This window comes from Corynebacterium singulare, from assembly GCF_000833575.1.
In the GTDB taxonomy this organism is placed as follows: Bacteria; Actinomycetota; Actinomycetes; order Mycobacteriales; family Mycobacteriaceae; genus Corynebacterium; species Corynebacterium singulare.
Genome location: NZ_CP010827.1, coordinates 629,573 through 641,801 on the forward strand (window position 1 = coordinate 629,573; position 12,229 = coordinate 641,801).

At 60.8% G+C, this 12,229-nt stretch carries 14 protein-coding genes; 5 read left to right on the forward strand and 9 right to left on the reverse strand.

Features of this window, described 5'->3' with window-relative positions:
- Positions 1-170: 170 nt before the first annotated feature.
- From treS to CSING_RS03000, 6 genes are all read right to left on the reverse strand, one after another.
- On the reverse strand, positions 171-1,673 hold the full coding sequence (gene treS / locus CSING_RS02975) for a maltose alpha-D-glucosyltransferase (protein ID WP_042529576.1): 1,503 nt from the start codon (positions 1,671-1,673) through the stop codon (positions 171-173).
- A complete protein-coding gene (locus CSING_RS02980; RefSeq protein WP_042529578.1) occupies positions 1,670-1,855 on the reverse strand; it encodes a hypothetical protein in 186 nt (61 codons plus the stop codon). The genes treS and CSING_RS02980 overlap by 4 nt, the downstream gene beginning before the upstream one ends.
- Positions 1,855-2,676 (reverse strand): carbohydrate ABC transporter permease, encoded by an 822-nt coding sequence (locus tag CSING_RS02985; protein ID WP_042529580.1) that lies wholly within the window; start codon positions 2,674-2,676, stop codon positions 1,855-1,857. Before CSING_RS02985 ends, CSING_RS02980 begins: the two co-directional genes overlap by 1 nt.
- A 4-nt stretch (positions 2,677-2,680) precedes the next feature.
- Positions 2,681-3,655, reverse strand: a complete 975-nt coding sequence (locus tag CSING_RS02990) for a carbohydrate ABC transporter permease (protein WP_042529582.1) — start codon at positions 3,653-3,655, stop codon at positions 2,681-2,683.
- Between the two features lie 173 nt (positions 3,656-3,828).
- Positions 3,829-5,121, reverse strand: a complete 1,293-nt coding sequence (locus CSING_RS02995; RefSeq protein ID WP_042529584.1) for an ABC transporter substrate-binding protein — start codon at positions 5,119-5,121, stop codon at positions 3,829-3,831.
- A gap of 114 nt (positions 5,122-5,235) precedes the next feature.
- Positions 5,236-6,225, reverse strand: a complete 990-nt coding sequence (locus tag CSING_RS03000; protein WP_042529586.1) for an ABC transporter ATP-binding protein — start codon at positions 6,223-6,225, stop codon at positions 5,236-5,238.
- Between the two features lie 75 nt (positions 6,226-6,300).
- On the opposite strand from CSING_RS03000, the gene CSING_RS03005 reads away from it, so the two are divergent.
- Both CSING_RS03005 and CSING_RS03010 read left to right on the forward strand, forming a co-directional pair.
- Positions 6,301-7,206 carry a biotin--[acetyl-CoA-carboxylase] ligase gene (locus CSING_RS03005; protein ID WP_042529588.1) on the forward strand — a complete coding sequence of 302 codons (906 nt, stop codon included), beginning with the start codon at positions 6,301-6,303 and terminating at the stop codon, positions 7,204-7,206.
- A 258-nt stretch (positions 7,207-7,464) separates the two neighbouring features.
- Complete coding sequence (locus CSING_RS03010) at positions 7,465-7,908, forward strand: hypothetical protein (RefSeq protein WP_042533062.1); 444 nt, start codon at positions 7,465-7,467, stop codon at positions 7,906-7,908.
- On the opposite strand, the gene budA is transcribed toward CSING_RS03010, so the two are convergent.
- On the reverse strand, positions 7,905-8,624 hold the full coding sequence (gene budA, locus CSING_RS03015) for an acetolactate decarboxylase (RefSeq protein WP_042529589.1): 720 nt from the start codon (positions 8,622-8,624) through the stop codon (positions 7,905-7,907). The genes CSING_RS03010 and budA overlap by 4 nt on opposite strands.
- On the opposite strand from budA, the gene CSING_RS03020 reads away from it, so the two are divergent.
- Together CSING_RS03020 and purE are read left to right on the forward strand one after the other, a co-directional pair.
- On the forward strand, positions 8,610-9,887 hold the full coding sequence (locus tag CSING_RS03020; RefSeq protein ID WP_042529591.1) for a 5-(carboxyamino)imidazole ribonucleotide synthase: 1,278 nt from the start codon (positions 8,610-8,612) through the stop codon (positions 9,885-9,887). The genes budA and CSING_RS03020 overlap by 15 nt on opposite strands.
- A 12-nt stretch (positions 9,888-9,899) precedes the next feature.
- Positions 9,900-10,400 carry a 5-(carboxyamino)imidazole ribonucleotide mutase gene (gene purE, locus CSING_RS03025; RefSeq protein ID WP_042529593.1) on the forward strand — a complete coding sequence of 167 codons (501 nt, stop codon included), beginning with the start codon at positions 9,900-9,902 and terminating at the stop codon, positions 10,398-10,400.
- Here the strand turns inward: purE and CSING_RS03030 are convergent, their stop codons facing one another.
- A complete protein-coding gene (locus tag CSING_RS03030; protein ID WP_084226146.1) occupies positions 10,401-11,285 on the reverse strand; it encodes a ribokinase in 885 nt (294 codons plus the stop codon).
- A 16-nt stretch (positions 11,286-11,301) separates the two neighbouring features.
- Here CSING_RS03030 and CSING_RS03035 point away from each other — a divergent pair, with 16 nt between their 5' ends.
- Positions 11,302-11,796, forward strand: coding sequence for a YdcF family protein (locus CSING_RS03035; protein ID WP_236684015.1), 495 nt, complete (start codon positions 11,302-11,304; stop codon positions 11,794-11,796).
- On the opposite strand, the gene CSING_RS03040 is transcribed toward CSING_RS03035, so the two are convergent.
- The gene (locus tag CSING_RS03040) at positions 11,783-12,205 is read right to left on the reverse strand and encodes a hypothetical protein (RefSeq protein ID WP_042529598.1); all 423 of its coding nucleotides are present in this window, start codon (positions 12,203-12,205) and stop codon (positions 11,783-11,785) included. The genes CSING_RS03035 and CSING_RS03040 overlap by 14 nt on opposite strands.
- Positions 12,206-12,229: the final 24 nt, after the last annotated feature.

Here is a 12,229-nt window from a genome sequence, read left to right on the forward strand (position 1 = left end):
AACACTAGTCCTAACGAGGTGGTGGGCCAACTGTGATGGTTACAGGCTCCTACCTGCGAAAACACAAATTATGTTTGATGAATTGGTCATAAATCTATATAAAATTTTGAAAATTTACGCATCCGTACATGTAGAGTTTACTGTTCATTTACCGAACGTGGGTGAGCGGGTTAGACCTCCACAGGAAGCCACGTATAACCAAAAGGTCCCAGATCCACGGGTCCCAGATCCACAGTGTGCTCGGTGAAATTATGCAGACACAGTAACTCGCCGCGCTGGAAACCCAACACACCAGCATGGCCCGTTTCCACCGCCTCGAAAGGCGCGGTGCCGAGTTCCGGATGTGCCTTGCGCTGCTGAACGAGACCGCGCAGGCGGTGGAGGAGAGAGGCGTCGTCGGCAAGCTGCTCCTCCACCGAAATCCCCACGCCACCGACGATGGGACGGCGGGTGTGCGCGGCTGTACTGAAACCAGCGCCCTCGCCCGGCTCCCACTGCATGGGTGTGCGTACTGCATCTCGGTCGGGCAGTTCGGGGGCATCGTTCATGCCGATCTCATCGCCGTAATAGAGGAACGGTGCGCCCGGCAGCGTCATGAGCAGTGAGTAGAACAGCTCAATCTTGCGGTAATCGTTGCCTAGCAAAGGAGCTAGGCGCCGAGCGATGCCCACGTGGGCGCGCATCTGATCATCCGGCAGGTAGTGCTCATACATGATGGCGCGCTGGTCTTCACTGACCATCTCCAGTGTCAGCTCGTCATGGTTGCGCAGGAACGTGCCCCACTGGCAGCCCTGTGGCAGCTCGGGGAGTTCATCCATGATGTCGTACACCGGGGTGGCGTCGCCCAGCGCTAGCGCCTGGTACAACCGCGGCATCACCGGGAAGTTGAACACCATGTGGAAGCGATTGCCCGAGCCATAAAACTCCATGGTCTCTTCCGGCGGCTGGTTGGCTTCCGCGATCATGATGGCCTCGGGATAGTTCTCATCGAGGAAGGCGCGGACCTTTTCGACAAACTCGACTGTTTCAGGGAGGGACTCGCCGCCCAACCCATCGCGTTCATAGAGGTAGGCGATGGCATCGAGGCGGAAGCCGTCCACCCCCTTGTCCAACCAGAAGGAGAGGATGTTGAAAACTTCCTCGTGAACCTTCGGGTTGTCATAGTTGAGATCCGGCTGGTGCGAGTAGAAGCGGTGGAAATAATACTGCTTGCGCTCCGGATCCCACGCCCAGTTGGAGGTCTCCGTATCAGTGAAAATGATGCGAATTTCCGGGTACCGCAGCGGATCATCGCCCCACACGTAATAGTCGCCGTAGGGGCCATCCGGATCTGTGCGGGAGGCCTGGAACCACGGGTGATCGCTCGATGTGTGGTTGAAAGCCAAGTCCGTCATGAGACGCATGCCGCGCGCATGGAGCTGGTCGACGAGCTCGTCGAAGTCATCCATCGTTCCATAATCCGGGTGGATGGAGTAGTAATCAGCAATGTCATAGCCGTCGTCCCGCAGCGGCGAGGCGTAGAACGGCGAGAGCCACAGGCAATCGACGCCCAACCACTTGAGGTAATCAAGCTTCTCAATGACGCCGCGCAGGGTGCCGACGCCTTCGCCGCGGGTATCTTTGTAGGAGCCCACAAGGGCTTGGTAGAAGATGGCGTTATGGTGCCAGCTCATCGGAGATCCTTTTGTTTAGCCCGCCATAGGAGGTACTCCGCCAGCACGAGTGCGCCGGCAAGGAACCCCGGCCAGAGGGCGGGGGAGGGCTGGAAAAGATTGAGAACTGCCTGCACAAGCGCGAGGAAGGCGAAGAAACCGATGAATCCTAGCGCGGTGTCCCAGAGCAGTGCACGGCGCATTAGGCCTTGACACCTCCGGCGGTCAGGCCAGCGACGATGCGGTGCTGGAAAATGAGCACCATGATGATGAGCGGAATCGTCACCAACGCGCCGGCCGCCATCGTGGCAGCGTAGGGGTACTCGAAGGCCGAGGGGCCAGAGAAACGTGCGATGGCCACGGTGACGGGCTCTGTGCCGGTCGTTGACAGCTGCTTGGCCAACATGAACTCGTTCCACGTCGTGATGAATGCGATGATGGCGGTGGTGAACAGCGCCGGCGCGGCGAGAGGTAAGAGCACGAGGCGGAAGGCCTGGCTTCGTGAAGCCCCGTCCACCCGCGCGGCTTCCTCCAATTCCCATGGCAGCTGGCGGAAGAAACTCAGGAGCGTATAGACCGTCAGCGGCAGCGCGAACGAGATATTCGGAATGATCATCGCGCGGTAGGTGCCAATCCAGTTGAGGTCACCGAACAACTGGAAGAGCGGGGTAACCAGAGCAATGGCAGGGAACATGGAAGCGGCCAGGATAATGCCTGTGACCACACCTTTTCCGGGAAAGTCATACCGCGCCAAGGCATAAGCGGTAAACACGCCAATGAGTACGGCCACCGCGGTGGTAGCTAGGGAGATGAGCAGGGAGTTGCCCAGCGCGTTGAGGAAGTCATTGCCTTTATCCGTTGCTAGCGCGTCACGGAAGTTATCTAGGGTGACATGTGTGGGCCACGGCGTGGTGTCGAAGGTGTGGGCCTTATCGCGCAGGGCGGTGACGACCATCCAGTAAAACGGTGCGAGGCCCCAAAACATGATGAAGAGGATGCCAAGGTAGTGGCCAAACTTTTTCATGGGGTTACTCCTTATCCTTCTTCTCGCGGGTAGCTCCTGAGATATCAGCGCCCAGGAAGCGCACGAGAATGAATGCCACGGCGAAAATCAAGAGGAAGATGAGCGTGGACAGAGCGGAAGCCGAGTTGAAATGGCCCTGGCGCATATCCTCAACAACGAGCTGAGAAATCGTGGCGGTGGGGGAATTGGAGGACGCCGAAATCATGATGACAGGTAGGTCGTACATACGCAGCGCGTCGAGGGTACGGAAGAGAACCGCCACCATCAGTGCCGGCTTCACCAGTGGAAGGGTGATGGTAAAGAAGGTCTGGATACGGGAAGCGCCGTCGACACGGGCGGCATCATAGACATCCCGCGGAATCATTTGCAGGCCCGCCAGGATGAGGAGGGCCATAAACGGCGCAGTCTTCCACACATCCGCGATGATGACTGCGAGGCGTGCGTAGAAAGGGTCCGTTGTCCACGCAATGCGCTCACCAATGAGCGAGTTGACGATGCCATCCGGGGCAAACATGAACTGCCACAGCTTTGCCGTCACAGCGGTTGGAATGGCCCATGGGATGAGCACGGCCGCGCGAACGAGGCCGCGACCGCGGTACTCGCCGTTCATGACGAGCGCCATGAACATGCCGAGGACGGTCTCCAAGGCCACGGTGACCACGGTGAAGAAAAGCGTAATTTTCAGTGCCGGCCAGAAGTCTGTGGCAATAACACCATCCGGGCACGTCGTAGCCTGGCCGGTGGCGGACATGCATTTGTTTGAGATCCAATAAAGGTAGTTCTCGAGGCCCGCGAAGGAGCCTTCCTCAAACACGCCCGTGGTGGGGTTGAGACGCTTATTGCCCTGGAAGGACAACATGACAGCGCGCACGATGGGGTAGCCGATCACCACAGCCAACGCAATGAGCGCTGGTGCAATGAGCCCGGCTGCTTGCAGATACTGCTTGCGTGATTGCGCAGTACGCGGTGTACCAGCCATGCGATGCCTGCCTTTCTACGTTGTGAAGCTAATCGGGAACATAAGGGGACAGTTGTGAAAATCATAGCGGGTGACTCGGACATGATGTTCAAGGCCGCTGTGCACCCAGATCGCAGAAAGGGGCGCGGGCAAGTCTCAGCGGACTCACTCGCGCCCCACACTCGCGGGGAGGATTAACCCTGCGACGCTGCCTCGATGGCGGCCTTCATGTCCTTCGTAGCGTCATCGACGGACTTGCCGGCGGTCAGTGCGGCGTAGGCGTTATCCTGCACGGCCTTGGAAATAGCGGTGTAGAACGGGGAGACTGGGCGCGGCGCTGCATTCTCCAGGGACTCCTTCAGGGCTGGGAGGTACGGGAATTCCTCGACCAAGGAGTCGTCATCGTAGATGGACGCCAGCACCGGCGGGAAGGAAGCCTCGGCGAAGGACTTCTGGTTCTCCTCGTTGATGATGAACTTCATGAAGTCCAGGGCCGTGGCCTTGTGCTCGGAGTTGATGTTGATGCCGTTGTTGTAGCCACCCAGGGTGGAGACACCAACACCATCTTTGCCCACCAGCGGCTGGACCTCGAACTTGATGCCCTTTTCCTCAGCATTGGTGTACATGTACGGCCAGTTGATGGCGAAGGCCGTCTTGCCCTCGGTGAAGGCCAGGTTGGTCTCCTCTTCCGTTGCGGCGGTGGAGTCCTTGGAGATGGTGCCGTCCTCGTAGGCGTCAACAAGCGCCTGCAGGCCCTCCTTGGCCTCATCCGAATCGACGGTGACATTGCCCTGCTCATCCAGAATGGAGCCGCCCCAGCCCTCGATGAAGCCAGCGGTATTCACAGTCAGGCCCTCATACTGCTTAAGCTGCGTGGTCAGGCAGGAGGTGTTCTCCTTGAAGGCCTCACACGCGGAGGTGATGTCGGCGAACTTCTCCGGAGCCTTGTCAGCCAAGTCGGTGTTGCGGAAAAGCAGCTGGCCGTTGGTGTTCTGCGGCAGAGCGTAGAGGGTGCCGTTGTAGGTGGCGGAATCCACGGTGGGCTGCAGAAGGTCAGAGGTGTCAACCTCAAGGTCACCGGTCAGCGGGGCGAGCCACTGGTTGGCGGCAAAATCAGCGGTCCACACGACGTCGAGCGCCATGACATCGTAGTCAGAGTTTCCTGCCTGCAGGGACTGCACGAGGGTTTCGCGCTGCGCGTCTGCCTCGCCAGCGAGCTCCTTGAGTTCAACCTTCTCATCCGGGTGCTCGGCGTTCCATGCCTCAATGATGGGCGTGATCTTGTCAGTATCGTTCTTGCCCATGGCAAAGGTGATCGGGCCGCGGCCGTCACCGCCGTCCGTGGAGGCGGCCTCGGAGCCAGTGCTTGACGACGATCCCTCATCGCTCGACGAGCAGCCCGTCAAGGTCAGTGCAAGTGCTGCTGTGGTGACGACGACACCGCGACGGACAGTGCGCAGGGAGCTGTGGAGAAACGGCTTCTTCATAGAGTATTCACCTTTCGGAAAACTTCTGGTGACTTCAAAATAGGGGATCAGATCCACTCCGCAAGCGGTTTTGACATTTATTTGACTTTCCGCGGGGGTGAAAGCTACCCCCTGTTAGTTGTTAATGCGATCCCCAGTCTCGGGGTCAAAGCGGTGTGCCTCGCGCGGGTTGAAGCTGAGCACGACTTCTTCGCCGCGTGTCGGAACCTCCCCGCGGGCACGAGCGACGAAGCGCTGTTCGCCCACGGTGACATACACGAAGGACTCCGCTCCAAGCTCTTCGACGAAATCCACGACACCAGGGAAGCCCAGTGGGCCCTTGTTGATGAACATCTTCTCCGGGCGCACGCCGATCCGGCCGCCGTTGTAGTCAAAGATGTTCATGGCTGGCGAGCCGATAAAACCGGCGACGAACTCGTTAGCGGGAGCATCGTACAGTTCACGCGGCGGGGCTACCTGCTGGAGCACGCCGTCCTTGAGCACAGCGACGCGATCCCCCATGGTCATGGCCTCGACCTGATCGTGCGTTACGTAGACAGTCGTGGTGCCGAGACGCTGCTGGAGGCTGGCCAGTTCCGCACGGGTTTGGACGCGCAGCTTGGCATCCAGGTTGGAGAGCGGCTCGTCCATGAGGAAGACTTTGGGGTTGCGCACGATGGCTCGGCCCATGGCCACTCGCTGACGCTGGCCGCCAGAGAGATCCTTAGGCTTGCGCTTGAGGTATTCGGTCAGACCGAGGGTCTTTGCGGCTTCCTCCACTTTGGCTTTGATCTCTGCCTTAGGGCGCTTGGCCAGCTTGAGGGCGAAGCCCATGTTTTCCGCCACGGTGAGGTGCGGGTAGAGCGCGTAGTTTTGGAAGACCATCGCGATGTCACGCTCGCCCGGCTCGAGACCGGTGACATCCTTGTCATCGATGAGGATGCGGCCGCTGGAGACCGGTTCCAAACCGGCCAACGCGCGCAGCGTGGTGGATTTACCGCAGCCCGACGGGCCGACGAGGACCAGGAACTCGCCATCGGCGATCTCCAGGTTGAGATCCTTCACCGTGGGGTTCTCGGCACGCGGATAGGTGATGCCGACGTTCTCAAAAGTGACCTTTGCCATGCAGTAACCCTAACACTCGGCACAGACACCACGACGCAGGTTCGAGCTGTGAGGCAGCGAGTAGGATCAGGCAGCATGACAGCTTTAGATATGGACCGTATCCGCGAAGCCTTGGCGGAAGACTTCGCCGTCATCGAGTACACCGAGTCCACTGGCTCTACCAATACCGACCTCATGCAGGCAGACAAGGTGGCTGATGGCACGGTGCTGCTAGCTAATGAGCAGCTTGCCGGCAAAGGCCGCTTGGGCCGTCACTGGGTCAGCCCAGCCGGATCGCAGCTCATTTTCTCTGTACTTATTCTTCCGGATTCGCTCGACCACTTGGGCACCCTGCCGCTGGCAGCGGGACTCGCTGTGACCGACTCCGTCGACGGTGCCGTCCTCAAATGGCCGAATGACGTGCACATCGACGGCAAGAAGCTGTGCGGCATCCTCGCTGAAGCCGGCCCAGTGGGCGAGGCCTTCAAGTCCGCCCCGAAGACTGAGGTCTCCAAGGCTGAAGTGTCGAAGGCTGAGGTCTCCAAGGCCGAAGTGAACAAGGCGGAGCTCAACAAGGCTGAAATCAACAAGGCTGAAATCAACAAGGCCGAGGTGGCGCCGAAGACCCAAGCAGCGAACCCGCCGTCCGCGCGCGTTGTCGTGGGTATGGGCATCAATGTCACGTTGACCCGCGAGCAGCTACCCATCGAGGCCGCAACGTCCTTGGCGCTGGAAGGCCTTGATACCGACCGCACGGAGCTCGCCATCACGGTGCTGAAGAACCTACGTCGCCGCATCAGCCAGTGGGAGAAGCAGGACCCGCAGCTCATGGCGGACTATCGCACGGTGTGCTCGTCCATCGGCCAGGAGGTCCGGCTCGAGGCTCCAGCCGGTAACGTCACCGGCACCGTTGAGGGTGTGGCCGATGATGGCCGCATCAATGTTGGTGGCGAATTTTATTCCGCCGGCGATGTCATCCACCTGCGGCCTGCTGCACAGTAGCTTTGGTCGGGCGGGGCGTCGTCAAGCACGCGTCCTCTCTATGAGGCATTCGCTCAAAGGCATCTCTCAAAGGGCGTTTTCATCCCTAAAAACGCCATATGGAGACCCCACAAGGCGTTTTTAGAGGTAAACATGCCCTTTGACTGATGCCCTGTAGAAGATGCCCCGCGGGAGACGCTAAGCAGGTGCCCCTCTGCACCACCATGAACTGAGTGCCGCACAGTCGGCTTGCGTGAGCAGGTGGGTATCATGAGCCCCATGAACCTCATGGAGATGGGACGCGGCGAGGTGGTCCGCGCGGATATGACAGCGCCGTTCCGCACGCTGCTTTTCCCGTTTCTCGAGCTCATCGTGGTCACCGGCGTGGCGTGGATTGCCATCGGCTGGTGCGACTATAACGGCATTGACTTGGCGCTTCGCAATGGTTTAGTAGCTATCTGGGCCCTGCTTGCTGCCTGGCGCTTTGTCCTCCCCTTGGTGAAAGCCCGCCGTAAGCGCTTCATCGTGACCAACCTGCGCGTCATCGCCCGCGACGGCAAGCGCGTAGATTCCATCCCTCTCACGGATATCCGTGGTGCCCGCCGTCGCCGCGGTGGGATTTCGCTGGCACTCCACGGATACGAGAAACCGATGTATTTCCCGTCCATCCCCAAAGCCAAGCGCGTCGAGGACATCCTCAATGAACAACCGGTGTGGGGCTAATCCTTAATCTCCGTCGTGTGCAGCTGCTGGTCCAGGTCATCAGGGGCCAGGTTGGCGGAGCGGAACTCGTGAGTCAGTGGCAAGCGCAGATCGAGGTCCGTGCCGGGGCATAGCTCAATGGTGGCCTCATCCACCGTGTAGTCCAGCACGTGTCCACCGGAGGTGCGTGCAGCGTCGATAAAGTGCACGTGACATCCGGGTACTGAAATTCCTTTTTCAAAGACCGGGGTGCGGAAACCACCGATGGTGCCTTCAACGTCGCTAAAGCGCAGCTCCTTATCGCCGCCCACTGCCTGCGCCATCGGCGGATAGGGCTTGCTCTGCTTGACCACCGTGCGGGTAACCACGTTGCTGAAGCGGCCGGTGATACGCACCGCGTACATGTAGTTAGCTGAGGGCTCGAGCTCATCGATGAAGGCTGAAAGCTCCTCGCGCTTCAGTCCCTTGGGGGCGTCCACCTTAATGCGGGGGACGAAATTCGTCGCAACGGCGAAGGGGGTTCCTTGGCCCAGGTCAGCGACCGTCGCGGTGCCGTCCCCGCGCAGTTGGTAGCAGACACCGTCGAGGATAATCATCTCACCATCCAGCGCATCGAAGGTACCGATGCCGAAATTACCCTTCCCCAAGAGCTCGCCGATGGTCATCTCGCCATCGTAAATGCCGTCCAACAGGGCAGTCATGAGGGAGTTCTGGAAGATGGTATGCCGGACAATCATGACCCCAAGGCTAGTATTGAAGGGGTGAGTGAACAACATAAGCCAACCGTTACTGTTTTTGGAGACGGCCAGCTCGCGCGCATGATGCAGCCGGCCGCCGCTGAGCTCGACATCCACTTGCGCCTCTTGGCGTCCGCGCCGGATAAGTCCGCCGCGCAGGTTATCCCGGACGTCGTCCTCGGTGATTACCACGACTATGAGGTGCTGACGAAGGCCGCTGAAGGTGCTGATGCCCTGACCTTTGAACATGAGCACGTGCCGACGGAGCATGTGCGCGCGCTTATCGACGCCTCCTACAACGTCCAACCCCAACCTTCCGCCCTCCTCTACGCGCAAGACAAGCTGCTCATGCGCCAGAAGCTCTCCGACTTGGGTGCCCCGGTGCCGCGCTTCGCCGCCATCGAGTCGGTGGAGGATGCCCGCGCTTTCGCCGAGCTGGTCGAAGGCCGCGTGTGCCTCAAGGCCCGCCGCGGTGGCTATGACGGTCACGGCGTGTGGTTCCCCTCTGCCGAGGAGCTGGAACCGCTGGTAGAAGAGCTTCTTGCTGCCGATACGCCTCTCATGGCCGAGGAAAAGGTCGCTCTGACCCGGGAGCTGTCCGTACTTGTGGCACGCCGCCCCTCCGGTGAGGTCAAGGCATGGCCGGTGACGGAGTCCGTCCAGCGCGAGGGTATTTGTGCCGAGGCTTTTGCCCCAGCCCCGAACCTCTCGCCGGAGCTGACCGAGCGAGCTCTGCAGGTCGGTATCCAGGTGGCTACCGAGCTTGGTGTCACAGGTGTTTTGGCCGTTGAGCTCTTTGCTTTTGGTGCTAAGCAGGATGCGGGCGCCATTATCGCGTCTGCCTCCGGTGCCCCCGGCATGGTGGTGGAGGAGGATATCGCCGTTAACGAGCTGGCCATGCGCCCGCACAATACTGGCCACTGGACCCAGGATGGCTGCGTAACCTCGCAGTTTGAGCAGCACCTGCGCGCGGTTTTGGACTTGCCGCTGGGCTCTACCGAGCCGCTGGCTCCGATTACCGTCATGTCCAACGTGCTGGGAGCCGACGAAGACCCGGCCATGTCGATGCCCGAGCGTGTCCGCGCCGTCATGGAGCGCTACCCGGAGGCCAAGGTCCACCTGTACGGCAAGGACCACAAGGCTGGTCGCAAAATTGGCCACGTCAATGTCGTCGGCGAGGATATCGCTGATACCCGCCGCATTGCCGCTGATGCTGCCCATTTCCTCGTCCACGCGCAGTGGGCGGAGGATTCCAACGTTTAAAGGAGAGAAGTCATGGAACCGCTCGTTGGCCTGATCATGGGCTCCGATTCGGATTGGCCTACCGTCAAGCCCGCCGCCGAGGTGCTCGCCGAATTCGGTGTGCCGTTCGAGGTCGGCGTGGTCAGCGCTCACCGCACCCCGGAGAAGATGCTGGCCTACGCCAAGTCCGCGCACGAGCGCGGGCTGAAGGCCATCATCGCCTGCGCAGGCGGTGCCGCGCACCTGCCGGGCATGGTCGCTGCGGCCACGCCGCTGCCGGTCATCGGCATCCCGCGTGCGCTCAAGGACCTTGATGGCCTCGACTCCCTGCTCTCTATCGTGCAGATGCCGGGCGGCGTGCCGGTAGCTACCGTGTCGATTGGCGGTGCCAAGAATGCCGGCCTGCTTGCCGTGCGCATCCTCTCGGCCGGTGACCCCGCCTTGGTGGAGAAGATGGCCGCTTACCAGGACACCATGGCAGCTGAGGTCGAAAAGAAGGACGCGAACCTGCGTGCTCAGCTTCTCGGAGAGTAATTAGCTGGGCAGCTCGGATTCACGATGAGGGTAGGAGGCCTGCGCGCCCGAGCCCGTCACGGCGAAGGCCCCGACCCGGGTGGCATAGCGCGCTGCCTCCACCAGCGAATCTCCCTTCAGAAGTCGCGCGCACAGCGCGCCGGCGAAGGCATCGCCCGCGCCCGTCGTATCCACGGGTGTGACCTGCGGGGAAGCAATCTCTGTGAGGTCATCGTCTGCCACCAGCGCGCCACGCGCGCCGAGCGTCATCACGACCGAGGCAAAACCAGCTGCGCGCAGTCGCTGCGCTAGCTCCTGCGGTGACCCCTCACCGCCGAACCCCAGCTGTTCCAGGATGAGCCCTGCCTCATGCTCATTGGCCAGCAGGGGATCGGCACGCAGAAGTGCCTCGTTGTCCACTTCCACGACCGGCGCGAGGTTTATCACAACCCTGCCCGTGGCCAGCGCGATGGCCTGGGCAAAACCATCAGCGGGAATTTCGCCCTGCAGCAGAACCAGCTCCGCTGCGGCGATGGGGGAGGAGTGGGTGGCGATGAAGGGGGCGTCGACAAGCGCATTGGCTCCCGGCACCACAATGATGGTGTTCTCACCCTGCTCGTCCACAGTAATGACGGCGAGGCCAGTGACCTCGTCGGTACGGGCAACATGCTCAAGGTTCACGCCGCTGGCCTCAAGGTAATGCATGGCAGGTGCTGCATAGGCATCGCTGCCCACCGCGCCCACAAAGCTCACACGAGCGCCCAATAGCGCGGCCGCCACCGCCTGATTCGCGCCTTTGCCACCTGCAGTAATCTCGCCGCCGTGGCCCAAGAGCGTTTCGCCCGGCTTGGGATGCCGCGAGGTGTGGACCACGAGGTCAGCGTTGATGGACCCGACTACGCACATGTTCATGCTGACCAGTATGCACGCTAAGCTAGCAGCCATGCAGTTTCCGGTTCTGGTGTTGGGCGCGCGTGTAGTGGGTGACGAGCCGGGCTCTCTGCTACGTAGCCGCCTCAACCGCGCGGTGGTGGCGGCCCGCGTGATGCCGGATGAGCCTGTCATCGTATCCGGCTTCGGGGAGGCGGACGTGATGCGGAACTACCTCATCGCGCGCGGAGTTGCGGCTGGGCGAATCCTTGTGGAACCGATGGCGACCAGCACGAATGAAAATCTCGAACGCGCTCATGCGCTGTGCCCGGAGTATGCGTATTTTCGCGTCGTGACGAATGATTTTCACGTTCTGCGCACCCGCGTGTGGGCCTGGCACCTGGGAATTCGGGTTCGCGTGCACGGAGTTCGCACTCCCAAGGAAGCGCGGGTGTGGAACTATCTGCGTGAAGTGGTGGCGACTCCGCACTCGCTGCTGCGGATTGTCTGGCGGCGCGTGGTGGGCCTAAAGACTACGCGCCGATAATCACCAGCAGAATCGCGATGAGCCAGATGACAAACCAGTGGCGCTTTTGCGGCTGGGTGGGGTTGGTCTTTTGCTGCAGGGACTTGATGAAGTACCAGGCACCGGGTAGGCCGAATCCGATGCCCCAGAGCACTGCGGTTTCACCAATTGCGTTGAGACCAATGAGAACCGAGAAAGCACTCAGGGCGGCTTTGACGAAAGAAAATTGGTGAATTGAGCCCGCTGAGGCCGGGGCTGGGTCTGCTGCTGGGGCTGTGGCTGGGGTGTGGTCCGATACAGGAGCAGGTGTGTCGGCGCGCTGCGGCTCTTCGAAAGGCTCCGCATAGGACTCGGCGAAAGGATTAACCCCGCGGCCACGAGAAGGCTCGTCCGACTCCTCGAAGGGGTTTGAGTCAAAGGGATTGGTCATACGGTTCACCCTAGGCTAGGGGCC

Coding starts and splice junctions, on each gene's coding strand:
- CSING_RS03040 (WP_042529598.1), bottom strand. CDS start 12,205: ATGACCAATCCCTTTGACTCAAACCCCTTCGAGGAGTCGGACGAGCCT.
- treS (WP_042529576.1), bottom strand. CDS start 1,673: ATGAGCTGGCACCATAACGCCATCTTCTACCAAGCCCTTGTGGGCTCC.
- CSING_RS03005 (WP_042529588.1), top strand. CDS start 6,301: ATGACAGCTTTAGATATGGACCGTATCCGCGAAGCCTTGGCGGAAGAC.
- CSING_RS02990 (WP_042529582.1), bottom strand. CDS start 3,655: ATGGCTGGTACACCGCGTACTGCGCAATCACGCAAGCAGTATCTGCAA.
- budA (WP_042529589.1), bottom strand. CDS start 8,624: ATGATTGTCCGGCATACCATCTTCCAGAACTCCCTCATGACTGCCCTG.
- CSING_RS02980 (WP_042529578.1), bottom strand. CDS start 1,855: ATGCGCCGTGCACTGCTCTGGGACACCGCGCTAGGATTCATCGGTTTC.
- CSING_RS03020 (WP_042529591.1), top strand. CDS start 8,610: ATGCCGGACAATCATGACCCCAAGGCTAGTATTGAAGGGGTGAGTGAA.
- CSING_RS03030 (WP_084226146.1), bottom strand. CDS start 11,285: ATGTGCGTAGTCGGGTCCATCAACGCTGACCTCGTGGTCCACACCTCG.
- CSING_RS02995 (WP_042529584.1), bottom strand. CDS start 5,121: ATGAAGAAGCCGTTTCTCCACAGCTCCCTGCGCACTGTCCGTCGCGGT.
- CSING_RS03000 (WP_042529586.1), bottom strand. CDS start 6,225: ATGGCAAAGGTCACTTTTGAGAACGTCGGCATCACCTATCCGCGTGCC.
- CSING_RS03010 (WP_042533062.1), top strand. CDS start 7,465: ATGAACCTCATGGAGATGGGACGCGGCGAGGTGGTCCGCGCGGATATG.
- purE (WP_042529593.1), top strand. CDS start 9,900: ATGGAACCGCTCGTTGGCCTGATCATGGGCTCCGATTCGGATTGGCCT.
- CSING_RS02985 (WP_042529580.1), bottom strand. CDS start 2,676: ATGAAAAAGTTTGGCCACTACCTTGGCATCCTCTTCATCATGTTTTGG.
- CSING_RS03035 (WP_236684015.1), top strand. CDS start 11,302: ATGCACGCTAAGCTAGCAGCCATGCAGTTTCCGGTTCTGGTGTTGGGC.